Annotated in this window: 21 protein-coding genes; 15 read left to right on the top strand and 6 right to left on the bottom strand. The window is 68.1% G+C overall.

Annotated elements, in window-relative coordinates; genetic code table 11:
* Window positions 1–8: 8 nt before the first annotated feature.
* From pstA to UK23_RS01730, 5 genes are all read right to left on the bottom strand, one after another.
* A complete protein-coding gene (pstA, locus tag UK23_RS01750; RefSeq protein WP_045309543.1) occupies window positions 9–923 on the bottom strand; it encodes a phosphate ABC transporter permease PstA in 915 nt (304 codons plus the stop codon).
* Window positions 920–1984 carry a phosphate ABC transporter permease subunit PstC gene (gene pstC, locus UK23_RS01745; protein WP_082114339.1) on the bottom strand — a complete coding sequence of 355 codons (1065 nt, stop codon included), beginning with the start codon at window positions 1982–1984 and terminating at the stop codon, window positions 920–922. Before pstC ends, pstA begins: the two co-directional genes overlap by 4 nt.
* 33 nt (window positions 1985–2017) lie before the next feature.
* Window positions 2018–3127 (bottom strand): phosphate ABC transporter substrate-binding protein PstS, encoded by a 1110-nt coding sequence (pstS, locus tag UK23_RS01740; protein WP_045309542.1) that lies wholly within the window; start codon window positions 3125–3127, stop codon window positions 2018–2020.
* A 198-nt stretch (window positions 3128–3325) separates the two neighbouring features.
* Window positions 3326–4204, bottom strand: a complete 879-nt coding sequence (mshD, locus tag UK23_RS01735) for a mycothiol synthase (protein WP_045309541.1) — start codon at window positions 4202–4204, stop codon at window positions 3326–3328.
* Between the two features lie 10 nt (window positions 4205–4214).
* Entirely contained in the window at window positions 4215–4979 is a 765-nt protein-coding gene (locus UK23_RS01730; RefSeq protein WP_045309591.1) for a response regulator transcription factor, read from the bottom strand.
* Window positions 4980–5113: 134 nt separating this feature from the next.
* Between UK23_RS01730 and UK23_RS01725 the strand changes: the two genes are divergently transcribed.
* The 15 genes from UK23_RS01725 (at window position 5114) to UK23_RS01660 (ending at window position 22834) form a co-directional block, all read left to right on the top strand.
* The gene (locus UK23_RS01725; RefSeq protein ID WP_269112240.1) at window positions 5114–5878 is read left to right on the top strand and encodes an alpha/beta fold hydrolase; all 765 of its coding nucleotides are present in this window, start codon (window positions 5114–5116) and stop codon (window positions 5876–5878) included.
* The gene (locus UK23_RS01720; protein ID WP_045309539.1) at window positions 5875–6705 is read left to right on the top strand and encodes a DUF2993 domain-containing protein; all 831 of its coding nucleotides are present in this window, start codon (window positions 5875–5877) and stop codon (window positions 6703–6705) included. The genes UK23_RS01725 and UK23_RS01720 overlap by 4 nt, the downstream gene beginning before the upstream one ends.
* Window positions 6702–7109, top strand: coding sequence for a thioredoxin family protein (locus tag UK23_RS01715; RefSeq protein WP_045309538.1), 408 nt, complete (start codon window positions 6702–6704; stop codon window positions 7107–7109). Before UK23_RS01720 ends, UK23_RS01715 begins: the two co-directional genes overlap by 4 nt.
* A gap of 79 nt (window positions 7110–7188) precedes the next feature.
* Window positions 7189–7266 (top strand): putative leader peptide, encoded by a 78-nt coding sequence (locus tag UK23_RS54910; protein WP_352235731.1) that lies wholly within the window; start codon window positions 7189–7191, stop codon window positions 7264–7266.
* A gap of 73 nt (window positions 7267–7339) precedes the next feature.
* Complete coding sequence (locus UK23_RS01710; RefSeq protein WP_082114337.1) at window positions 7340–7783, top strand: DUF4395 domain-containing protein; 444 nt, start codon at window positions 7340–7342, stop codon at window positions 7781–7783.
* A 31-nt stretch (window positions 7784–7814) separates the two neighbouring features.
* Window positions 7815–8660 (top strand): sulfurtransferase, encoded by an 846-nt coding sequence (locus UK23_RS01705; protein ID WP_045309536.1) that lies wholly within the window; start codon window positions 7815–7817, stop codon window positions 8658–8660.
* A 5-nt stretch (window positions 8661–8665) separates the two neighbouring features.
* Window positions 8666–8965: a DUF1416 domain-containing protein gene (locus tag UK23_RS01700; protein ID WP_045309535.1), complete on the top strand. Its 300-nt coding sequence runs from the start codon at window positions 8666–8668 to the stop codon at window positions 8963–8965.
* A gap of 329 nt (window positions 8966–9294) precedes the next feature.
* On the top strand, window positions 9295–9930 hold the full coding sequence (locus UK23_RS01695) for an FABP family protein (protein ID WP_045309534.1): 636 nt from the start codon (window positions 9295–9297) through the stop codon (window positions 9928–9930).
* A 159-nt stretch (window positions 9931–10089) separates the two neighbouring features.
* Window positions 10090–13452: a hypothetical protein gene (locus tag UK23_RS01690; protein ID WP_052684289.1), complete on the top strand. Its 3363-nt coding sequence runs from the start codon at window positions 10090–10092 to the stop codon at window positions 13450–13452.
* Window positions 13453–13486: 34 nt separating this feature from the next.
* A complete protein-coding gene (locus tag UK23_RS01685; RefSeq protein ID WP_052684288.1) occupies window positions 13487–17329 on the top strand; it encodes an SGNH/GDSL hydrolase family protein in 3843 nt (1280 codons plus the stop codon).
* A 23-nt stretch (window positions 17330–17352) separates the two neighbouring features.
* Complete coding sequence (locus tag UK23_RS01680) at window positions 17353–17817, top strand: hypothetical protein (RefSeq protein WP_156212648.1); 465 nt, start codon at window positions 17353–17355, stop codon at window positions 17815–17817.
* Window positions 17808–18770 carry a S8 family serine peptidase gene (locus UK23_RS01675; protein WP_052684287.1) on the top strand — a complete coding sequence of 321 codons (963 nt, stop codon included), beginning with the start codon at window positions 17808–17810 and terminating at the stop codon, window positions 18768–18770. The genes UK23_RS01680 and UK23_RS01675 overlap by 10 nt, the downstream gene beginning before the upstream one ends.
* A 9-nt stretch (window positions 18771–18779) precedes the next feature.
* Entirely contained in the window at window positions 18780–19367 is a 588-nt protein-coding gene (pxpB, locus tag UK23_RS01670; RefSeq protein ID WP_045309532.1) for a 5-oxoprolinase subunit PxpB, read from the top strand.
* The gene (locus tag UK23_RS01665; RefSeq protein WP_045309531.1) at window positions 19364–20215 is read left to right on the top strand and encodes a biotin-dependent carboxyltransferase family protein; all 852 of its coding nucleotides are present in this window, start codon (window positions 19364–19366) and stop codon (window positions 20213–20215) included. The genes pxpB and UK23_RS01665 overlap by 4 nt, the downstream gene beginning before the upstream one ends.
* Window positions 20216–20299: 84 nt before the next feature.
* Window positions 20300–22834, top strand: a complete 2535-nt coding sequence (locus UK23_RS01660) for a glycosyl hydrolase family 18 protein (RefSeq protein ID WP_082114336.1) — start codon at window positions 20300–20302, stop codon at window positions 22832–22834.
* On the opposite strand, the gene UK23_RS01655 is transcribed toward UK23_RS01660, so the two are convergent.
* Entirely contained in the window at window positions 22831–23673 is an 843-nt protein-coding gene (locus tag UK23_RS01655; protein WP_045309530.1) for an aminodeoxychorismate lyase, read from the bottom strand. The genes UK23_RS01660 and UK23_RS01655 overlap by 4 nt on opposite strands.
* Between the last annotated feature and the right edge of the window lie 10 nt (window positions 23674–23683).

The following is a 23683-nucleotide window of genomic DNA, read 5'->3' as shown; positions in this document are numbered from 1 at the left end:
CCGCCCGCTCACTTCGTCTTCGGCGCCAGCGCCCGCGAGATCACGGTCGCCAGGAGGTTGAACAGGGTGATGAGGAGCACCAGGGTGATCGCCGCGCCCCAGATGCGCTCGAAGCCCGCCTGCGTCGGGTTGTTGCGCTCGTTCACCATCAGCAACGGCAGCGAGGCCATCGGGCCGTCGAACATGTTGAAGTTGATGAACGGGGCGTACGCCGCCAGCACCAGCACCGGCGCGGTCTCACCCATGACGCGGGCGAGGGCGAGCATGATGCCGGTGAGGATGCCGGAGAGTGCCGTCGGGATGACGATCTTGACGATCGTCTTCCACTTGGGAATACCCAGCGCGTAGGAGGCCTCGCGCAGCTCGTCCGGGACGATCTTGAGCATCTCCTCGGTGGTGCGCACCACGACCGGCACCATCAGCAGCACCAGCGCGAGCGACACGGCGAGCGCGCTGCGGCCGAGGCCGAAGTACGTGATCCACACCGTGTAGACGAACAGCGCGGCGACGATCGACGGCACACCGGTCAGGATGTCGACCATGAACGTCGTGGCGCGGGACAGCCTCGAGCGGCCGCCGTACTCGACGAGGTAGATCGCGACCATGATGCCGATCGGCACGGAGATGACACCGCACACCAGGCCTTGGACCAGGGTGCCGTAGATCGCGTGGTACGCACCGCCGCCCTGCTGACGGGCCAGCAGTCCGGAGAGCGACTTCGACCACCAGTCACCGTCGAGGATGACCGGGAAGCCGCGCTGCACGACGGTGTAGAGCACCCACACCAGCGGGACGACGGCGACGAGGAACGAGCCCCACACGAGCGTCGTGGCGAGACCGTTCTTGAAGCGACGGGCGGCGCCGACCTTCTGGAACGTCGGCGGCGTCGCGAGGCGCTGGGGATCCGCGGAGAGGGTGCTCACTCGTACTCCTTGTGGCCGGCGACGATCGAGCGCGCGATGGCGTTGACCACGAAGGTCAGCACGAACAGCACGAGACCGGCGGCGATGTAGGCACCGGCGGAGCGCGCGTCGTTGAACTCCGGCGCGGCCAGGGCGATCTTCGAGGCGAACGTGCTGCCGCCGTCGAAGAGGGAGAAGCCGAACGAGCTGGTCGCCGTGCTCAGGATGACCGCGACGGCGATGGTCTCACCGAGCGCGCGGCCGAGACCGAGCATCGAGGCGCTGATGTAACCCGCCTTGCCGAACGGCAGAACCGTCGTGCGCACGACCTCCCACTTGGTCGCGCCGAGCGCGATGGCCCCCTCGACGTGCATGGTCGGCGTCCGCTCGAAGACCTCGCGGCTGACCGCCGTGATGATCGGCAGGATCATCACCGCGACGACGATGCCCGCGGTGAACACGGTCCCGCCGAGCTGCACGTTGACGTTGCCCTTGGCGAAGATCGGGATCCAGCCGAGGTTGTCGATCAGCCACGTGGAGATCGGGAACAGCACCGGCCCCAGCACGAACAGGCCCCACAGGCCGAAGACGATCGAAGGGACCGCGGCCAGCAGGTCGACGACGTACGCGAACGGCCGGGCGAGCTTGCGCGGGGCGTACTGCGTGAGGAACAGCGCGATGCCCATCGCGATCGGCATCGCGATCAGCAGCGCCAGCAACGCGACCACGACCGTCACGAGCAGCAGGTCGAGGATGCCGAACCGGAGGTTGGCCGGGTCGGTCGTGTTCCACTCGCGGCTGGTCAGGAAGTTGACGTTGTCCAACCCGAGCGACGGGATCGCCTGCACGATCAGGAAGAGCCCGATCGCACCGATGATCGCGACGATGAAGACACCAGAACCCGTCGCCAGGCCGCGGAAGATCCGGTCGCCAGGCCGAACGTGAACTTTGGTCTGAGTCTCTGAAGCTTCCGGTGTCGGGGGAATCGGAGCCTCCGTGGCAGTGGGAGCAGCCGCAACGCCCCGCACGGCTCCGGTGTCTCCGGAGCCGGCGGGGCGCTTGGCCACGACGGGATCGTTCATCGCGTCTGCGTCAGCCGAAGTTTCGCATCAACCTCAGGCGATCGCCTTCACAGCGGTCAGGATCTTGTCCTGGAACGCCTTGGGCAGCGGCACGTAACCGGCCTCGGCGAGCTGCGCCTGGCCCGTGCTGGCGGCGACGGTCAGGAACGCCTTGACGGCCTTGGCGGTGTCGGCGTCGTAGCCCTTCGAGCAGACGATCTCGTAGGTCGCGAGCAGCAGCGGGTACGCACCGGCGGCCTTGGTGCCGTAGATCGAGTTCAGGTCGAGGACCAGGTTGTTGCCCTCGCCCTTGACCTTCGCGCCGTCGATGGCCTTGCCGGCCGACTCGGCGGACAGCTCGACAGGGCCCGAACCGGCGTCGATCTTGGCGGTCGAGAGCTTGTTGTCCTGCGCGAACGACCACTCGACGTAGGTGATCGCACCGTCGATCGAGCCGACGGCCTGCGCGACACCGGCGGACTTCTCCTTGCCCTCGCCGACACCGCCCTTGAACTGCTTGCCGTCACCCTTGGTCCAGCCACCGGCGGTGGTCAGGTACTTCTGGAAGTTGTCGGTGGTGCCCGACTCGTCCGAGCGGTAGATGACCGCGATGTCCTTGTCCGGCAGGGCGGCGGAGGAGTTGAGGGCCTTGATGGCCGGGTCGTTCCACTTCTTGACCGCGCCGGAGAAGATCGCGGCGGTGGTCTTGGCGTCCAGCACGAGGCTGTCCACACCGGAGACCTTGTAGCCGATCGCGACCGGGCCGAACACCAGCGGGAGGTTCCACGCCGGGTTGGTCTGGCAGCGCTTGGCGGCCGCCTCGGTCTCGGCGCCGTCCTTCAGCGCGGAGTCCGAGCCACCGAAGTCGACGAGACCGGCGTTGAAGTTCTTCACGCCCGCGCCGGAGCCGGAGGGGTTGTACGCGAGGTCGGCGCTCGGGCAAGCCGCCTTGTACGCCTGGACGAACGCGTCGACGGCGTTCTTCTGCGCGGAGGAACCCTCGGCGTTCAGCTTGGGCTTACCACCACACTCGACGGGCACGGAGGTACCGCTGGCCGGCGTGGAGCCGCCTGCCGCCGTGTTGTTGTCACTGCCACACGCACCGAGCAGAAGCGCGCTGGCCGCGACGAGGCCGAGCACGGCGCCGTGCCGCTGGATCTTCACCTTGGTCCTCCACCTTGCGGAAGCATTAGCGGTTTCGCGACGGACGTCGCCGCTCGCTTCGGAAGGTAGGTATCCATGGTGGACAGCCCACCTAGTCAGGGTGAACGACAGGTGAACACCGAACGGGAAGTGACGGGTCACACGGCCAAACGAGTGAGGGCGTGACCAGCGCGTATGCGTTTTGTGACGATCCGTTGACTACCGGGCGTACTGGACGTCCGCGTCCCAGAGCGTGAAGCCGAGCTTCGTGTACACGCTCACCGCCGCCGCGTTGTCCGACTCGACGTAGAGCATCACCTCTTTAACGCCCTGTTCGCGCAGGTGACGCAGACCGACGAGGGTGAGCGCCTTGCCGAGACCACCGCCCTGGCTGTCCGGGTCGACGCCGACGACGTAGACCTCGCCGAGGTCCGGCGTGTGCACCTTCGTCCAGTGGAAGCCCACCAGCCGCTCGTCCGCGTTGAACGCGAGCAGGAAGCCCTTCTGGTCGAACCAGTCCTCTTCTTCCTTCGCGCGGACGTCCTCGATCGACATCGAGCCCTGCTCGGGGTGCCAGTCGAACGCGCGGTGGTTCACGTAGACGACCGCGGCCTCGTCCTTGCCGGGGACGAACGGCCTGATGGTGATGCCCTCGGGGATCTTCGGCTCTGGCAGCTCGCTCTCCACCCGCAGCCGCATCCTCAGCAGCTCGCGCACCTTGCGGAACCCGAGCTTCTCCGCGAGCTTCTCGGCGTCCGGGTGACCGCCGTGCGCCCAGACCCGCAGGGAGTCCTGCAGCGGGAGCGCTTTCACCAACGCCTCGCCGACGCCCTGGTGGCGGTACTTCGGGTGCACGGCGAACTCGGCGACCTTGTGGCCGCCCGAGTCACCGAGCATGTCCACGTGCGCGTACCCGGCGAGCTCGCCGTTCAGGTGGGCGAGGAGGTGCTTGCTGCCGTGCGCACCGGGGCGCATCCGCAGTCGCACGGCCTCACCGACCGGGGCCACGCCGTCGGTGCTCTCGGCAGCCGCCAGCAGGCCCCGCACCTCGGCGGCCTGGTCGGTCGTCAGCTCGTCGTACCAGCTCAGTTGCGCCACACAGGCGAACCTACCGCGCGATCAAACGCTCATCCAGAACGTGGACCGAGTCACTGATCTCGTCGACCTCGACCATCTCGGCCGGGCGGCGCGACGAGCCGGGGCGCGGGGGGCGCACGAACTTGTAGCCGACGTTGCGAACCGTGCCGATCAACGCCTCGTGCTCGGGGCCGAGCTTGGCGCGCAACCGTCGCACGTGGACGTCGACCGTCCGGGTGCCACCGAAGAAGTCGTAGCCCCAGACCTCCTGCAGCAGCTGCGCGCGGGTGAAGACCCGGCCCGCGTGCTGCGCGAGGTACTTGAGCAGCTCGAACTCCTTGTAGGTGAGGTCGAGCGGGCGGCCCTTGAGGCGCGCGGTGTAGGTGGCCTCGTCGATCACGAGGTCGCCGAGCTGCAGGGCGCCGTCGCCACCGGGCTGCGTGGCGCCGCGGCGCGAGCGCACCAGGCGCAGGCGGGCGTCGACCTCGGCGGGACCGGAGTTCGGCAGCAGGATCTCGTCGACCGACCAGTCGGAGTTGACGGCGACCAGACCGCCCTCGGTGACGACCGCCACCACGGGCACGTCCACGCCGGACGAGTCGAGCAGCCGGCACAGCGAGCGGGCGCCGACGAGATCGGTGCGGGCGTCGACCAGCACGATGTCGTGGGGACCGGCTTCGAGCAGTGCGGAGACCTCGGGACGCAGCGGGCGGACCGCGTGCGGGAGCAGTGCCAGCGCGGGCAGCACGGCCTCCGGGTCGGGGTCTGTCGTCAGCAGCAGCACGTCGATGCTCATCGCGGCGCCCTCCTTCTCGGCCGTGGTCTGGTCACCTCTGACCAGCACACGGGCGTACGGTGACCGGGCCCCGTTGCCTGCGGATGACGGAGACAATACCGGTGCAACCCGAGAAAGTCCCAGGTCAAGAAGCCGTGCTCACAGTTGTTTCCACAAGCGTCACGCCTGTTACATCCGTGTCACATGACGGAGTGCGCTTGCACGGCGTCCACTACAAGAGTGAAAACGACCTCGCTTTCGTTGTGGGACATGGGTTCACGAACAACGTGACCAAGCCGTACGTCGCGCGGGTTCTGGCCCGATTGGCCGCGCACGGGGGTGTCGTCGCGTACGACTTCCGCGGCCACGGACGGTCCGAAGGACGCTCCACGGTCGGCGCGGACGAGATCCACGACATCGAGGCGGCGGTTCGCACAGCTCGCGAACTGGGTTACTCGAAGATCGCCACGGTCGGGTTCTCGATGGGCGCCTCGATCGTGATCCGGCATGCGGCACTGGGCGAGACCAGCCCTGATGTCGTTGTCTCCGTGAGCGGCCCGGCCCGGTGGTGGTCGCGGGAGACGGCGCCGATGCGGCGCGTCCACTGGTTGCTGGAGCAGCCGCACGGCAAGCTGGCCGCACGGGCGCTCGGGGTTCGGCTCGGCGACAGCTGGGTACAACCGCCGGAGAGTCCGCTGGAGGTGGTGGCGTGCATCACACCCACCCCACTGCTGATCGTGCACGGTGACCTGGACCACTATTTCGGTCCGGAGCACGCCGAGTCACTGCACCGCGCGTCCTCAGGACATGCCGAGCTGTGGATCGAGCCCGGTATGCGGCATGCGGAATCAGCCGCGACTCCAGACCTGGTAGACCGGATGGCGGCATGGATCGCCGGCAAAGTCGAGGACGAGGAATGACTGCGCACACCCCTGCACGGCCGCGAAAGAAGTCCCGGCGCGGCAAGTTCCTCCTGATCACGGTGATCGTGCTGGGACTGCTGCTGGTGGCCGCCGACTTCGCGCTCGCCGCGGCCGGCGAATACCAGATCGCCCAGCGGATGCGGGAGAAGCTGCAGCTCGACGAGGACCCGTCGGTGCGCATCAACGGCTTCCCGTTCATGCTCCAGGCGGTCCGCGGCGACTACACGCACGTGGCGATCGACGCGTCCGGCGTGCCGATCAAGAACGAGGCGCAGGGCGTCGACCTGCGCGACCTCGACATCCACGCCGACCTGCGGCACACCCGCGTGGAGCTGTCGGACCTGCTGGCGGGCAACGTCTCCAAGGCGACCATCGACCAGGTCGAGGGCAGCGTCAAGATCAAGTCGCTGGACCTGAACCGGCTCGCGAGCCAGGTCACGCCGTTCGACAAGCTCTCGATCGACCCGGACAACCGGGTCACGACCACGACGACGACCACCACGGCCCCCGGCACGCCGCCCGCGCCGCAGACGACCGCCGCGATCAAGCTCTCCGGGCAGACCAACGTCGCCGGCAAGGACGTCAAGCTCACCGCGTACGGCCAGGTCTCGCTGGCCGGCGGCGCCATCCAGATCACGGTCGACGAGGTCGAGCTGGACGACATGTCGCTCAAGAACATCGTCCCGACGCTGCGCCAGGCGCTCGCGGTCAAGATCGACCCGGGCAAGCTGCCGTTCGGGGCCGTGCCGACCGCCGTGCGGGTGGAGCCCGGTGCGTTCGTGCTGTCGGGCATCATCACGGATGTACCGTTGGTCCAACGATGACTGGTGTGTGGGCGCTGCTGGGCGCGCTGGCCGTGGCCGGTGCGATCGGTGTGCTGCTCAAGGTCCGCGAGGGCCGCATCTCTTCCCGGGAGACTTCTGCCGACCTGCCCGCTCCCGTGCGCGACCTGCTCGCGCCGGGGGTGACGCTGGTCCAGCTCTCCACCACGTTCTGCGCGCCGTGCCGGCACGCGAAGGTGATCCTGAGCGACCTGGCCTCCCGCACCGACGGCCTCACACACGCCGAGCTGGACGTGACGAACCTGCCGGACGTGGCCGCTTCTCTGGGCGTCATGCGCACTCCGACGACTCTCGCTCTGACAGCCGACGGCGTGGAGGTGTTGCGAGTCGGTGGCGTACCGAAACGCGACACTTTGCTCGCCGCCCTGCAACCACATCTGCCCTAATCCGGTCGAGTGAACCTGGGTTGTTCCACCAGATGGACATACCTCCCGGACCGAGGGATTGAGGGCTACCCTCGCTGGCATGACCATGCTGCTCACGAAGCGACGCGCGGTTGACCTGTGCCGCGTGCGCAGCAGCCTGTGTCGCACGACGAGCTGATTGGGCCGCTTGACGCCCAGCAGCTACCTCTGACGGACTGAATTTCTCCTCGTCCGAATGTCCGGAGGTCGTCGTGCCCAAAGATGCCCCAGTAGACCCGCGCGGACCGCGCTTCTCCGCCTGGATGACCACCGTCATCCTGGCCGTCGTGCTCCTCACCGGCTGGTGGCGGCTCCTCGCCGCGCAGACGGTGTTGTTCGCGATGTGCGCGTTCATCTCGCTGAAGCTCAACCCGTGGGGCCACGTCTACCGCTACGCGATCCAGCCACGGATCACCCCGACCACCGAACGCGAAGAGGCCGCACCGCTCCGCTTCGCCCAGGGCGTCGGATTCGTGTTCGCGTTGATCGGAACCCTCGGCTATGCCACGGGTCTGACCACGCTCGGCATGGTGGCCACAGCCCTCGCACTGGTGGCAGCGCTGCTCAACGCCGCGCTGGGCCTGTGCCTCGGGTGCGAGATGTACCTGCTGCTGCGCCGGTACGCACCCGCCCTCGCACGTCCGCAATCGCAATAAGCCCACGCACTACCAACAGGAGCAACGTCCCATGAGCCGTGAGAACGTGCTGGTCTCGGCCGCCTGGTCCGAGGAGAACCTCCAGACGCCCGGCGTCGTGTTCGCGGAGGTCGACGAGGACACCACCGCGTACGAAGGCGGCCACATCCCCGGCGCCGTACGCATCGACTGGAAGACCGAACTCCAGGACCCGATCCGCCGCGACTTCGTGGACCGCGAGGGCTTCGAGAAGCTGCTCTCGGCCAAGGGCATCTCCAACGACGACCAGGTGATCCTCTACGGCGGCAACAACAACTGGTTCGCCGCCTACGCCTACTGGTACTTCAAGCTCTACGGCCACACCAACGTCAAGCTCCTGGACGGCGGCCGCAAGAAGTGGGAGCTCGACGGCCGTCCCCTGGACAAGGACGAGGTCACCCGTCCCGCGACCTCGTACAAGGCGCAGGAGCAGGACCTCTCGATCCGCGCCTTCCGCGACGAGGTCGTCGACGCCATCGGCAACAAGAACCTCGTCGACGTGCGTTCCCCCGACGAGTTCTCCGGCAAGCTCCTCGCCCCGGCCCACCTCCCGCAGGAGCAGGCCCAGCGCGCCGGCCACATCCCGTCGGCCGTGAACGTGCCGTGGTCGAAGGCCGCCAACGAGGACGGCACCTTCAAGTCCGACGACGAGCTCCGCGAGATCTACGCGGAGGCGGGCTTCGACGGCAGCCGCAAGACCATCGCCTACTGCCGCATCGGCGAGCGCTCCTCGCACACCTGGTTCGCCCTGCGCGAGCTGCTCGGCCACGAAGACGTCAAGAACTACGACGGTTCTTGGACGGAGTACGGCTCGCTCGTCGGCGTGCCGATCGAACTCGGTTCCGGCAAGGAGGCCTGATTCTCATGTCCGACTCATGCGGCGCGCCCGTCCAGGGCGGCACGATCGAAGCCACGACCACCGAAACCGTCCTGCAGGGCAAGGTCGTCGCGGACGGGTCTCCCGTCGGTGGCGCCTACGTCCGCCTGCTCGACTCGACCGGCGAGTTCACCGCCGAGGTCGTCTCCTCCCCGGAGGGCGACTTCCGCTTCTTCGCCGCGCCGGGCAGCTGGACCGTCCGCGCTCTGCACCGGTCTGGGAACGGGCAGGCTGATGTCTCGGCTTCCGGGCCTGGGATTCACGACGTGCAGATCGCTGTTGCCTGACGCTTGATCGGGTATGGCGAAGGCCTCGGCGGAGATGCTCCGCCGGGGCCTTCTGCTTGTTTCTGGGCGGCTTGTCGGGTGCTGCTTTCGCGGTGTGCGGTCACATACGAGCCGGGTCACCGCAAGCCGACCACCGCAAGCCCACTGCCGCACGACCCATCCGGAGCGGGCGTGGGCGGTGTCCTCCGCCACCACAACCCTGCACGTCAACCAGGGAGAGATATCCTCCCCAACGTGGAACACATCTTCACCGGACTCCTGGTGCTAGTGACCATCGCAGTCATGTGGTTCGCGGGCTACGTCGTGTACCGCCTCTACTCCGACCAGCGATGACCGCAGGCACCCCCATCCCGGGCAGCGGCGACGAGGCCATCCGCCTGGCAGAAGAGCGAGCCGCCGCCACGCGCGCCCGCAACCTCCCCCAGTTCACCGACATGCCCATCCCGGGCGACACGGCGAACCTGCGGGAAGGCGCGAACCTCAACGACGCCCTCCTCGCGGTCCTCCCGCTGGTCGGCGTGTGGCGCGGTGAGGGCGAGGTCGTCTACCCGACGATCGACGGGCCGTTCAGGTTCGGCCAGCAGATCACCTTCGCGCACGACGGTCGGCCGTTCCTGATCTACGAGGCGCGGTCGTGGCTGCTCAACGAGGCCGGCGAGGTCATCCGCCCGGCCGCGCGCGAGTCGGGGTTCTGGCGGCCGCAGCCCGACGACACCATCGAGGTGCTGCTCACGCACAACACCGGCGTCGTCGAGATGTACTACGGCAAGCCGATCAAGCAGACCGCGTGGGAGTTCGAGACCGACGCGGTCATCCGCACGGCCACCGCCAAGGACGTCACGTCCTCCCATCGGCTGTACGGCATCGTCAACAACGGCGACCTGGCGTACGTCGAGGAGCGGGCCATGGTGGGGCAGCCGAGGCAGCCGCACACGTCCGCGCACCTCATGCGCGTCGTCGGCTAGAGCCTCTGGGACCGGGTTCTAGTACCTGACCAGCGCGTCAATCTTTCTGCAACGCTTCGCAGCCAGTCTTCTCCCGGGGTGATCGTCCGCTCCGGTGAAAGAGGGGGCTGGGGAGTGAGAAGGAAATGGGGGCGGTCAGCGCTGTGCGCGCTGACCGTGATGGCTGTGCTGCCAGCGCCGTCCGCGAACGCGGTCGAGCAGGCACCGCGGGAGTCGTCCAGCGTGGCGCCCGCACAGCGCGACGAGCTGCTGGGCAGGGGCTGGCAGGAATCAGGCGACCGGCTGTGGACCACCAGCGGTGACCAGGACGGTCTGCGGCTGCTGGTCGCGGAGGCGAAGACCGGCTACACGTGGCGCACCGCGGCCACGCTGTCCGTGCCGGGCGTGCAGACCGACCAGTGGATCGGCAACGCGTGTGTGACCGGGTCAGGTCGCAAGGCGGTCGTGGTCTACGCGCCGAGGACGTTCACGAACGACGAGCAGCTCGCCACTCGCGGTGGCTTCACCGCGGTGGTCGACCTGACGAGCGGCGCCGTGACCAGGTTGCCGATCCGGACCAGCCTGGCGTACTTCAACCCCGGCTGTGGTGCTGGCGAGACCGCCGCGCTCACCCAGGAAGGTGACATCGACCTCGGCAAGACCGGTGTCACGTTGCTGGACACGACGTCGAACGCGCTCGGCCAGCGGACCGAGCTGAAGACCCAGGTCACCTCCGCGACTCCGGTCGACGGGGGTTTCGTGGTGGCCGACTCGGCCGGCGTGCTGCGCGTGAACCACGACGGCTCCAAGCGCCGGGTCGTGCAGAACACCGGCGGGGTGCCTCGCCAGCTCAGGGCCGACGCGGACGGTGGGGTCGTCTACGTCGACGCCGACAACGGCCAAGACCGGGTTCGTCGTGCCGTGGTGTCCTCCACAGCCGATCCCGCGACCGCGGCGACGACGCTCGCCACCGGGCCATCGGGCGAGGTGGCACTGGCGCGCGGTCTGGGCGGCAAGGTGTTCATCACCGGCGCCACGACCAAGGTCGAGTCGCTGCCGGCACCGGTCCGCAAGCTCGACGTGCCGGCCGGCTCGGAGGTGTCGACCAGTGGCGATGCCGCGATCACCGCGGTCGAGACGAAGCGTCCGCAGATCTGGGAGGCCAAGTCCGCCGCGGACCAGCTCCGGATCAGGACGAAGAACCTGCGCAGTGGCAAGGACGTCGGCTTCGTCGTCGACCCCGCTGCCACGCTGACGCCGCGCTGGGACGAGACCGTCGACCCGAACCGGGTGTGTTCGGTGCCGCGCAACGATCCCGGTGTGCAGGTCTACCAGCCGAAGCCCAAGCAGGTGGAGTGGGCCGCCGACATGGCCGTGAGCGGCCACCTCGACGTGCGGCGGGAACCGAACTGGAACAACAACGGCATCTCGTTCGCCTACACACCACAGGAACAGCTCATGTTCCCGCGCGCTGGGCTGACCGGTGGTGGCCAGGTTCCCGCGCAGATCCTGCTCGGCGTGCTCGGTCAGGAGTCGAATCTGTGGCAGGCCGACCGGCGCACCATCGCGGGTCAGTTCGGAAACCCGTTGGTGGGCAACTACTACGGCACCGACATCTACAACAAGGACGCCAACGGCAACCCGATCACCGGTGACGACTGGGACATCCGGTGGGACAAGGCGGACTGCGGCTACGGCCCGTCGCAGATGACCGACGGCATGCGCCTGCCGGGCAAGCCCAAGCCGGACAAGCCGAACGACCCGCCGTTGTCCGAGGCGCGGCAGTACGCCATCGGCACGGACTACGCCGCGAACGTCGCGGCAGGACTGCAGCTGCTCGAGATCAAGTGGAACGAGCTGCAGGCGGCCGGAATGCGCCTGAACGACAACAACCCGGCGCGCATCGAGAACTGGTTCTACACGGTGTGGGCGTACAACTCCGGATTCCACCGGCAAGGTGAATCCGGCGCGAACGGCGCGTGGGGGCTCGGCTGGCTGAACAACCCGGCCAATCCCCGCTACCCGGCGAGGCAGCCGTTCGGGCTGGACCCGCACGACTTCGCCAAGCCGCAGAAGTGGCCCTACCCGGAGAAGGTGTTCGGGTTCGCCGCCTACCCGCCCAGCGGCTACGAAGGACCCGGTCAGGAGATCGCGTTCTTCCGCGCGGCCTGGTGGGGTGGGACGGACAACCCCCAGAACCCGAACGCTCCCGGCACTCCCAACGCCAACAAGCGACTCGCGTGGCCACCGGCGAACCAGTTCTGCACCGCGTCGAACCAGTGCCAGCCCAACACGAAGATCACGCCGACCGCACCCGAGGTGCGCGACGAGCCCGCGGGTCCGTGCGCTCACACCAACACCGCGGGTCAGACCGACCTCAAGTGCTGGGTGCACGAGGCCTCGGTGTGGCGCAACCCGTGCGGCATCGAGTGCGGCCACGAGTACATGCGTTACGACTGGGCGAAAACGGATCAGCGAGCCGAACCGATCAACGCGGTGAGCTACCCGGCAGCCTGCACCAACGACGGCATTTCCGACCAGGCCATGGTCGTCGACGACGTCAAGGAGGCGGTCAAGCCGGTCAGCGTCAAGGCCTGCAAGATCAGGAAGAACTCCGAGGGTGCGACCTTCTCACTCGACTTCGGCGGCAAGTCCGGTAACGACGCATCCGGGCGGATCGACCTGCACCAGTCAGGGGGCGGCTACGGAGCGCACTTCTGGTACGGGCACACCAGGCCGGACACCGAAGAGGGGCGCAAGCTCGCCATCAACGCGACCTGGAAGTTCCCGGCGATCGACGGGCTCGCGAAGGTGAAGGTGCACATCCCCGACCACCTGGCGAACGCGAAGGTCGACTACGTGGTCGACACCGCCACCGGTCCGCGGACGGTGCCCGTCGACCAGCGCGGCACCTTCAACCGGTGGGTGACTCTCGGCACCTTCCCGTTCTTCAACGCGCCGACCGTCCACCTGAGCACGATCAAGGCGGGCAGCGACGGCTTCAACCAGGTCGCGTTCGACGCGGTCGCGCTGGAGCCGGAGATCACGTCAGGGGGAGGTTCGGATCTGTTCCAGGCTCAGATCAAACAGGACGACAACCCGTTCTGCCTGATGCTGAAGGACAACAACCCCAAGGACAACGCCTTGGTCGAGGGCCGTCCGTGCAACGCGTGGACCGAGGGCTACTGGACGTTCAAGTACATCAACCAGATCGAACCGGAGATCCCCGACGGCCCCGACACCTTGGTGCTGATCAAGGACACCGCCAGCGGCCTCTGCCTCGTACCGGTCGAGCCCGACCGGCCCACCGAAGGCGGTGCCGTGCACGAACTCGCCTGCAACGCGGACGACACGGCGCAGCGCTGGGTCATCAGAGGGTTCAGCCCGACAGCTCAGGACGACATCGAGATCCTCCAGCACTACCGGTCGAGGCAGAGCCTGAGGCTCACCCTCCCCACCGGGGAGTCCAACCTGTCCGCCGAGCTCGGCTGGGCCCCAGCTCGCTGGCAGGACGGCAAAACCTTCTTGTGGGACTTCCAGTAGGCAGCGCCTGCACATCTCAACTGGGGAGAAACCTGTGCACAAGCACGCCCGAAAGACGGTGATACCGGTGGTGGCGGCATTGGGGTTGTCGCTGCTCGTCACGCCGGCAGCACCCGCGAAACCACCTGCTCCACCGACCACCCCCGCCGCACCGGCACCGATCCAGCCGAGCGTCCGCGAGGCCGACCGCGACGCCAAGCTCACGTCCGCGTGGCGCGGCTCCACCGACCGCGCGGTGACGTCCGACAGCGACGCGAGCGGACTGCACCTGCTCGTCGCCGACGCCGCGACCGGCTACACCTGGCGCACGGCGGCCACTCTGTCCGAGCCGGGCACCGACACCGACCAGTGGATCGGGCAGTACTGCGTCACCGGTTCCGGCAAGCACGCGGTGGTGGTCTACGCACCTCGTGCCGCGGCGAACAAGGAGCAGCTGTTCCACGGCGGCGCGCTGGCCGCGGTCGTCGACCTCGGTTCCGGCGCGGTGACCAAGCTCGGCCAGCCGGTGTCGCTGGCGTACCACAATCCTGGTTGTGGCTCAGGGGAAACCGCAGTTCTGTCCAGATTGGACGGTGACGAGAGCCGCGGGTACGCGACGAAGTTGATGACCGTCGACACCGAGCAGGCAAAGATCACCGAGACGGTGTCCGCTCCCGGTCAGCTCACCTCCGCGGTGCCGTTCGGCGGGGCGGTCGCCGCGGTCAGGGGCACGTCGCTGGTCAGCGTTGACGCCAAGGGCGGCCAGTCGCTGCTGCACATGACCGACGGCGCGCCGTCCCGGCTGGTTCCGACCGGGCGGAACGTGCTCGGTTATCAGGTCGTCGGCAAGGACAAGACCGAGATCCACGCACTGTCCGCGGGCACGGACGCGATCGTCGCCTCCGCCGCGAAGGGTGACGTGCAACTGCGTGGCGCCGGCGGCACAGCCGTGCTGGTCGGCCCCAGCGCCACCAGGCTCGGCAAGGCTCCGCTCGGCAAGCCGTTGCCGCAGGGCTGGCGTGCCGTCGACGCAGCCGCCGACGCCGAGTTGTCGACGGCGGCACAGCTCGTTGTGACCGCTGCCAGCAACAAGAACGAGGCCGCGGCAGGTGCGGGCGCGCGCTCCGGTGACGACGGTCCGCAGCCGGTCAGCATCACCGCCACCGCCGTGGCGACCGGCGCGAAGCTGGACTTCGTCGTCGCGCCGTCCGCGTCGGGTCCGGTGCAGGGCTCCGCGCCGACACCGGCGTCGGCGCCACAGCAGTCCGCGGTCACCGTGGCGGCCGACCCGGCCAACGAGACGACCGATCCGAACCGGACGTGTGCGATTCCGCGCAACGATCCCCGGATCCAGACGTTGCAACCCAGTCCGCGGATGGGCGAGTGGGCGGTCGACCTGGCGATCCAGGGCAAGCTGACCACCGGGCGCCCGGCCGGCTGGAATGGCACCACCATCGGCGCGTACAGCCCGCAGGGGTTGTTCCCGCTGCGCGGTCTCAGCGGCGGCGGCCGGATTCCCGCGCAGATCATGCTCGGTGTCCTGGCGCAGGAGTCGAACATGTGGCAGGCCAGTCCCCACGCGGTCGACGGGGAGAGCGGCAACTTCCACCAGGGCGGCTTCTATGGAAACCACGGTGACATCAGCTACGTCAACTTCGCCGGTGCCGACTGCGGTTACGGCATGGCCCAGGTGACCGACGGCATGCGCGTGGGCATGACCAAGTACACCTACCAGCAGCAGGTCGCGCTCACCGTCGACTACGCGGCCAACATCGCCGCCGGCATGCAGATCCTCGAGAGCAAGTGGAACGAGCTCGCGGCGGCCGGGGTGAAGGTCAACGGGGGCGACCCGAAGTACCTGGAGAACTGGTGGTTCGCGCTGTGGGCCTACAACTCGGGCTACCACCAGCCGGGTGAGGCGGGTGCGGGCGGTGCGTACGGACTGGGCTGGACCAACAACATGGCCAACCCCGACTACCCTGCCGACCGCGGGGTGTTCCTGTCCGACAGCCGGGACGACGCGAAGACGCCGAACCACTGGTCCTATCCGGAACGCGTGATCGGCTGGGCCGCGAACAGGTTGCAGCGCTACGACTACAACGCGAAGAAGTACGACTGGGCCTTCCCGCCCGCAGTCTGGCCCCACGGCGTCCAGGGCGCCCGGCCCGGCCTCTTCGCTTTCTGCGCGCCGGACCGCAACCAGTGCGACCAGACCAAACCGCACGTGCCGGCGCAGTACCCGCAGGGTGGCCCGACGGCGTGCCAGCGCGACGACCTGAGGTGCTGGTGGCACGACACGACGACCTGGGCGGACTGCGCACGGGACTGCGGGGTCGAGCGCCTGTCGTTCTCCGGCAACGAGCCGGAACCGACGATCACGACGCCGTACCCGGCGCGGTGCGGCCGCGGCCCTGGCGCTGCCGACCAGGGACTGCCAGCCAACGCGTTGGTGATCGACGACGTGCCAGTGGAGGTCGGCACCGGCTGCGGCCTCAAGGGTTTCAGCAACTCGGGTTCGCTGAGCTTCAACTTCGGTTCCCGCATCCAGAACGGCAACCAGACGACCTACCCGTCGAAGGTCGACTTCCACCAGGTCGGTGCGGGCTTCGGAGGGCATTTCTGGTTCGCCCACGCGTTCAACAACGTCGCGGACTACGCCGCGCAACGGGTGACCGGCACGTGGAAGCTCAACCAGTCGCTGAACCAGTGGGCACGGGTGCTGGTGCACGTCACGGACCACGGTGCCGAGACGCAGCAGGCCACCTACACGATTCGCGTCGGACAGGCGGATTACCAGAAGCGGACGATCCCGCAGGGCGCGGAGCAGAACAAGTGGGTGTCACTCGGGGTGTTCAACTTCTCCGGCACGCCGGAGGTGTCGCTGAACAACTACACCGACCAGAGGATGACCCTGCAGCAGCAAGGCATCCAGGACGTGGTGTACGACGCGGTGGCGTTCGCCCCGTTGCCCGGCAAGCCGAAGAACATCGTGGTCTCGCTCGGCGACTCGTACGCCTCGGGTGAGGGCACCGGCGCCGAGGACAACAGCGTCTACTACCACGAGACCGACGTGCACGGCGGCACGTGGATGCAGAACAACTGCCACCGGTCGACCTACTCGTGGTCGCGGCTCGCCAGGCTGGCGGACAGCCAGACACCGATCGGCGAACGCGCCGACAACTGGAACGACACGAGCATGGACCACCACCTGCTGGCCTGCTCCGGGGCGTGGACCGGAGACGTCTACGGGAACCAGTCGGTCTTCGCGGGAGAGAAGGGCCAGATGGAGGCGGGGTTCCTGAACCGCGACACCACGTTGGTCACACTCTCGGTCGGAGGAAACGACGCCAAATTCTCCCCTGTGCTCGAGGAGTGCGTCTTGGCCACGCGGTGCCAGGACAACACGCTCGCGGGCGACACCGAACCCTTGTCCGCAGCGGAGCCCAAGCGGATTGACGGCGTGATGGGCTCTGTTGCCACCGTGATCCGCAAGATCGCCGAGCTCGCCCCCAACGCGACGATCGTGCTGATGGGCTATCCGGTCTTCCTCGAGCCGGACGGAGCGACCGCGTGCAACACCGGGTTCACCACCGAGACCCGGCATTGGCTGCGGGACATGGCGGTTCACCTGCGCGACCGGTATGTCACGACGGTGGACGGCCTGCGCAGTGAGTTCTACAAGGTGAGATTCGCCGATCCGATTCCCACGTTCACGGGCAAGGGTGCGTGCGGCGGCAATCCCGAACTGATCAACAGAGTGATCATCTCGAAGACACCTGGCGAGGATCCCAATCGGTTCAAACGGCTGGTGAGTCAGCAGTCGTTGCACCCGAACGCACTCGGCGCCCTCCACTACGCAGGCGTGCTGGAACAGACGCTGCGCTCCATCGGCATGTGACAACCGAACGAGGGGGAATTTCGATGAACTGGCAAAGGAAAGCGACAGCGCTCGTGGCCGCGGTGCTGATGTTCACGGGCATCACGCTCCTGGTGCCGTCCACCGCGTCCGCGACCACCGGCAACTGCGTGAACGGGGCCAACGGGTTCGCCAACATCCCGGACAACCTGAGCGGAACCGACGTCGAGGACGTGCCGACCAGGAGCGGGCACTGGCTGTACCTGAACTTCGGCACCGTGAACGGGGTCAGGCGCGGCTGGGCGCAACTGTTCGAGGGCCACTTCGAGCCGCTGTCGCGCAACGTGAGCGTGTGGCTCGACTGGTCTCGGGACGGCGGGCGCACCTGGATCCAGTGCGGTCCGTTCTACAACGGCAGCGGCAAGTCGTCGATCACGTCGGCGGCTCAGCGCACCAGCAGCGCGGCCGGTTGGGTCTTCCGCGCCGGCGCGATGGACAACGGCGAAATGGCGTTGTCGCGTTGGCACTGAAGCTGCGGACGCTGGCGGCGTTCGCGCTGACGGCACTGCTGGCGGGGTGGCCGGGGTTCGCCTCGGCCACCCCGTCGTGGCGTGACCAGCTCGGGCTGGACCGCGCTCACGAGCTCTCCACCGGTGCCGGGGTCGTCGTCGGGGTGGTGGACACCGGAGTGGCGCGGTTCTCCGACGCCGTTCTGCCCGGCGCGGACTTTCCCGATCTCGGCGCGGAGGCTCCCGACCCGCACGGGCACGGCACCGCGATGGCCCGGCTGGTGCTGGAGGTGGCTCCGAACGCGACTGTCCTTCCCGCCCGGCTGAACGGCGGTCCCGCCGACGTCAACGCCGCGCTGCGGTGGGTCGTCGACGAGGGTGCCGGGGTGGTGAACCTGTCGCTCGGCGGCACTCCTGGTTCGAGTGTGTACGACGAGGGTCTTCGCTACGCGCGTGAACACGACGTCGTGGTGGTCGCCGCCGCGGGGAACGCATCGGTCGACTCCCGAGTGACCAGCCCTGCCGATCGGGACGGGGTGCTTGCCGTCTCCGCGGTGGACGAACACGGGGAGTTCCGTCCCGACGTCAGCGTCGAGGGACCGGAGATCTTCCTCGCGGCGCCAGGCGTCGACGTCGCGGCGGGCCAGGACGTTCCGCGACGGGGTACCAGCCAAGCGGCCGCGGTCGTCTCCGGCACGGTCGCGCTGGTGCGGGCGCGGTTTCCGGAGCTGAGCGCCACCGAGGTCACCGACCGGCTGGCTCGCACGGCGACGGACGCCGGAGCGCCCGGACGGGATCCCCGGTTCGGGTTCGGGCTCGTCAACCCGCGTGCCGCGCTGGCCGGTGAGCCCGCCTCGCACCTGGGCTGCCTGGTCCTCTCCTGCGCTGTCGCACTCGGCGTGCTCGTCGCGGGCTGCACGATGTGGCAACGACGCGCCCGTCAGATTGTTCAACAATCCCACGATTCCCCGTAGCATGGGTCCATGCTGCTCCGGCGCTGCGGAACCGACGCCCTCCTGGTCGAGGTCGACTCACTGACCGAGGTGGCGGCCGTCCGCGCGGCCCTCGAAGGCCTCGACGGCATCGAGGAGCTCGTCCCAGCCGCCAGAACGGTGCTGGTCAAGGGCGCTCTCCCGCAGGTGAGGGAAGCGCTGGCCACCGTCGACCTGACCAAGGCGCCCGAGAACCACCCGCGCGAGGTCACCATCCCCGTGATCTACGACGGACCGGACCTCGACCTGGTCGCCGACACTGCGGGCATCAGTCCCGAAGAGGTCGTCAAGCTCCACACCGGCGCCACCTACGAGGTCGCGTTCTGCGGTTTCGCACCCGGCTTCGGCTACCTGACGGGCTTGCCCGCGTCACTCCAGCAGCCACGGCTCGACTCGCCGCGCACGAAGGTCCCGGCGGGCAGTGTCGGCATCGCGGGCGAGTTCACCGCCGCCTACCCCAGAGCCACGCCGGGCGGCTGGCGGTTGATCGGCCGCACCGAGATCGTGCTGTTCGACCAGAAGGCCGAGACCCCGGCGCTGCTGCAGCCCGGCGACCAGGTCAGGTTCGTGGTGGCATGAACCGCAAGATCACGATCATCCGCACCGGACCGCAGGCGTTGATCCAGGACCTCGGCCGCCCCGGCAACGCCCACCTCGGCGTCCCGCCGTCCGGCGCAGTGGACCCGGACTCGCTCAAGCTCGCCAACCGGCTCGTCGGCAACGACGAAGCAGCGGCAGGTCTGGAACTCCTGCTGGGCGGCGCGGAGCTCACGACCGACGCGTCCTGCACGATCGCGGTGACCGGCCCGCACACAAGGCTCTGGATCGACGACAAGCTCGCCGACTCGCACCAGCCGTTGCACCTGCCCAAGGCCTCAACGCTCAAGGTCGGCACGCCGGACACCGGCCTGCGCACCTACCTGGCGTTCTCCGGCGGCATCGACGTCCCAGCGGAACTCGGCAGCCGTTCGACCGACCTGCTGTCCGGAATCGGTCCAGACCCGTTGCGGGACAACGACGTTCTGCCGCTCGGTACGCCGAACGTCCCAATCGGAGCGGACGTCGTGCCACCACACCGAGCGCTGCAAACGTTGGTCATCCCGATCCGGCTCGGCCCGCGCGACGACTGGTTCGACGACGCGGAAACCCAGCTGCAGCAAGGGGAATGGTTTGTCAGCGACCGCAGCAACCGCGTCGGCGCACGGCTCAGCGGAACGAAGCTGAATCGTCGTGACGGCGAGATTCCCAGTGAGGGGATGATCACCGGTGCCGTTCAGGTGCCGCCGGACGGGCAGCCGGTGGTCTTCCTGAACGACCACCCGACGACGGGCGGCTATCCGGTGATCGGTGTCGTCGACCGCGATCACCTGCGGTTCCTCGGTCAGGCGCGGCCGGGGACGGGCGTCAGGTTCCGCCCGATCGACTGAGGACCACAGCGTTGACCTAGTGGTCCAGACCAAAGTACCGTAACAGCCAGGCCGCCGCGGACCTCTACCTACCTGGAGCTCCGCATGCGCCGAATCCCTGCCCTCCTGGCGATTTTGGTCGCCGTGCTCGCATTGGCGGTCCCTGCACAGGCCGCCACGGGCATCACCGCCACTTTCTCCCGCGCCGGCACGACAGGCAAGTTCGTGGTCGCCAACGCGACCACGACCGCGCTCAACGGGTGGTCGATCAAGTTCGACCTGCCGTCCGGTGTCACGGTCAGCAACGTCCAGAACGCGACGACCACCCAGAACGGCACGAGAGTGACCCTCACTCCGGCCTTCTACATCAACAACCTCCCGCCGGGGCGCAACACCGAGCCGTACAGCCCGACGTTCACGTTGAGCACGGCCTCCGACCCGACCACCTGCACGATCAACAACATGCCGTGCGACGGCAACGGTGATCCAGCTCCGCCCGCGAGTGGCGTCACCGCCGACTACTCGGTCGCCGGCGGCACCGCGAAGTTCATCGTGCGCAACAACACCACCGCGGCCATCGCCGACTGGTCGATCGTCTTCACGCTGCCCAACGGCGTGACCGTCAGCAACGGCCAGAACGGCACGGTTGCCCAATCCGGCAACCAGGTCACGCTTACTCCCGCGTACTACAACAAGAGCGTCGCGGCGGGTGGCAGCACCGAGCCGTACAGCCCGACGTTCTCCATCAGCTCCAACGTGGAACCGGTGACCTGCCGCGTCAACAACGCGAACTGCAGCGGCGCCCCGGACACTCCGCCAAGCGCCCCAACGGGTCTGACCTCACCGAGCAAGACCACGCGCACGGTGACGTTGCAGTGGAACGCCTCCACCGCGGGTTCGCTGCCGGTCGCGGGGTACGACGTCTACAGCGGCAGCACGCTCGCGACGAGCAGCACCACGACGTCGGCGATCGTCACCGGCCTGAACCCGAACACCGCGTACTCGTTCACGGTGCGGGCCAAGGACACCAAGGGGACTCAAAGCTCCCCGAGCGCGGCCGTCAGCGTCACGACCAACAACCCGGCCACTGACACAACTCCGCCGAGCGTGCCGGGCAACTTGCGTTCGACCGCCAAGGACGCGGGCAGCATCACGTTGGCGTGGAACGCTTCCACGGACAACAGCGGTGTCGCGAACTACGACGTCTACCAGGGCTCAACCGTGAAGATGACGGTCTCCGGGACGACGGCGGTGGTCAGCGGCCTCGCGCCGTCGACGAGCTACACCTTCACAGTGCGCGCTCGCGACACCTACGACAACGTGTCCGGGCCGAGCAACGCGCTCACCGAGACCACGAGTGACATCGTCGGTGGGTACGCCCGTGTCGGTTACTTCGTGCAGTGGGGCATCTACGGGCGCCAGTACTTCGTGAAGGACATGGACGCCGCGAAGCTGACGCACGTCAACTACGCGTTCGGCAACATCGACCCGGTCAACCTGACATGTCTGCACGGCGTCACGAAGGGCACGAGCGCCAACCCGCAGGACCCGAACCAGGGCGACGGCGCGGGTGACGCGGAAGCCGACTACAGCAGGCCGATGAGCGCGGCGCAGTCCGTCGACGGCGTGGCGGACAGCGGCTGGGAACCGTTGCGCGGCAACTACAACCAACTCCGCAAGCTCAAGGCCAGGTTCCCGAACCTCAAGGTGCTGATCTCGCTCGGCGGCTGGACGTACTCGAAGTACTTCTCCGACGTCGCGGCGACGGACGCCTCGCGCAAGAAGTTCGTGTCGTCGTGCATCGACATCTATCTCAAGGGCAACCTGCCGACCTACAACGGCGCCGGCGGCCCCGGCACCGCGGCCGGCATCTTCGACGGCTTCGACCTCGACTGGGAGTGGCCGGGCGCGGAAGGCCACGCGGGCAACCACTTCGGCCCGCAGGACAAGGTCAACAACTCGCTGCTGATCGAGGAGTTCCGCCGGCAGATCGACGCGTACGGCGCCACGACCGGCAAGCGCTACCAGCTGACCGCGTTCACCCCGGCCGACCCCGGCAAGATCGCGACGGGCTGGGAGCTCGGGCGGGTCGCGCAGTCGATGGACATCTTCAACGTCCAGGGCTACGACTTCCACGGCTCCGGCAGCGACAACTCGTGGGAGCCGAACCGGACCGGGCACCAGGGCAACCTCTACCCCGACCCGGACGACCCGTACTCGTTCCACTTCGACGTGGCGAGCACGGTGCAGGCCTACCTCGACGCCGGGGTGCCGTCGCGCAAGATCACGCTCGGGCTCGCGTTCTACGGCCGCGGCTGGCAGAACGTGGTCAACGGCGGCAAGAACGGCGAGTGGCAGGCCGCAGGTGGTGCGGCACCTGGCCAGTTCCCGGAGGAAGCTGGCACGCGCGGGTACGCCAACCTCGTCGCGTCCGTGCCGAACTGCACCGTCTACCACGACGAGGTGGCCGTGGCGACGTCCTGCTACACCGGCAACCAGTGGTGGACCTTCGACGACACGTGGTCGATCCAGAAGAAGACCGCGTGGCTGAAGTCGAAGAACCTGCTCGGTGCGATGTTCTGGGAGATGTCGGGTGACCGCGGTCCGTTGCTGACCGCGGTCGACTCCGGACTCCGTTAGTACTCGGACTCGTAAAGGCCCTGCAGCTCAGTGAGCAGGGCTGAGGAGTCGGGCAGCTGCTTGCCGTCCAGCGTGGTCACGCGCGTGATCTTGCGAACGCTGGACGCGAGGAACACGCCCTCGGCGTCGTAGAGCTCGCCGGCCTGGATCGGCTCCACGAGCACGGTCCAGCCGGCGCGCTCGGCGGCGCGGAACAACGCGTACTGCGTGGTGCCGGGCAGGATGCCGAGCTTCGACGGCGGCGTGACCAGCGTCTTGCCCCGCACCAGGATCACGGTCGAGGTCGGGCCCTCGAGCACCGAGCCGCTGGAGGTCGTGAAGATGACCTCGACGGCTCCGCGGCGCTCGGCCTCGCGGATCGCGGCCATGTTGATCGCGTACGACAGCGACTTCGCGCCCAGCAGCAGCCACGGCGCGCGGTCGGCCAGGTCCGGCTCGATGCCGCGGTCCAGCGTCACCGCGGCCAGGCCCTCGGCACGCTGCTTGAGCACCTTCGCGCCGATCTCCATGCCGAGCGCGAACCCGGTGCCCGTGCCGTCGCCGCCCTCGATGCCGCGGGTGTAGACGAGCTTGAGGGCGAACTCCTTGCCGCCTGCCCAGTTTCCGATGACGAGCTCGACCGCGCGCTCGAACTCCGCACGCGGCGGTGCCGGCAGGTCGAGCATGGCCGCGGACCGGTCGAGCCGGTCCAGGTGCGGCGTGAGTTCGCGGGGCTTCCCGTCGACCACGAGGATCGTTTCGAACACGCCGTCACCGCGCATGAGTCCGAGGTCGTCGACGCGGATCTGCGGCGAGTCGGGGTCAGCGAGGGTTCCGTCGAGCAGTGCCAGCACGCGCATGTCGCCGAGC

The organism is Lentzea aerocolonigenes (assembly GCF_000955955.1).
In the GTDB taxonomy this organism is placed as follows: Bacteria; Actinomycetota; Actinomycetes; order Mycobacteriales; family Pseudonocardiaceae; genus Lentzea; species Lentzea aerocolonigenes_A.
This window is presented reverse-complemented; position numbering and strand designations above follow the sequence as displayed.

Coding starts and splice junctions, on each gene's coding strand:
- pstC (WP_082114339.1), bottom strand. CDS start 1,984: ATGAACGATCCCGTCGTGGCCAAGCGCCCCGCCGGCTCCGGAGACACC.
- UK23_RS01730 (WP_045309591.1), bottom strand. CDS start 4,979: ATGAGCATCGACGTGCTGCTGCTGACGACAGACCCCGACCCGGAGGCC.
- UK23_RS01720 (WP_045309539.1), top strand. CDS start 5,875: ATGACTGCGCACACCCCTGCACGGCCGCGAAAGAAGTCCCGGCGCGGC.
- UK23_RS01715 (WP_045309538.1), top strand. CDS start 6,702: ATGACTGGTGTGTGGGCGCTGCTGGGCGCGCTGGCCGTGGCCGGTGCG.
- UK23_RS54910 (WP_352235731.1), top strand. CDS start 7,189: ATGACCATGCTGCTCACGAAGCGACGCGCGGTTGACCTGTGCCGCGTG.
- UK23_RS01705 (WP_045309536.1), top strand. CDS start 7,815: ATGAGCCGTGAGAACGTGCTGGTCTCGGCCGCCTGGTCCGAGGAGAAC.
- UK23_RS01700 (WP_045309535.1), top strand. CDS start 8,666: ATGTCCGACTCATGCGGCGCGCCCGTCCAGGGCGGCACGATCGAAGCC.
- UK23_RS01695 (WP_045309534.1), top strand. CDS start 9,295: ATGACCGCAGGCACCCCCATCCCGGGCAGCGGCGACGAGGCCATCCGC.
- UK23_RS01690 (WP_052684289.1), top strand. CDS start 10,090: ATGGCTGTGCTGCCAGCGCCGTCCGCGAACGCGGTCGAGCAGGCACCG.
- UK23_RS01680 (WP_156212648.1), top strand. CDS start 17,353: ATGAACTGGCAAAGGAAAGCGACAGCGCTCGTGGCCGCGGTGCTGATG.
- pxpB (WP_045309532.1), top strand. CDS start 18,780: ATGCTGCTCCGGCGCTGCGGAACCGACGCCCTCCTGGTCGAGGTCGAC.
- UK23_RS01665 (WP_045309531.1), top strand. CDS start 19,364: ATGAACCGCAAGATCACGATCATCCGCACCGGACCGCAGGCGTTGATC.
- UK23_RS01660 (WP_082114336.1), top strand. CDS start 20,300: ATGCGCCGAATCCCTGCCCTCCTGGCGATTTTGGTCGCCGTGCTCGCA.
- UK23_RS01655 (WP_045309530.1), bottom strand. CDS start 23,673: ATGCGCGTGCTGGCACTGCTCGACGGAACCCTCGCTGACCCCGACTCG.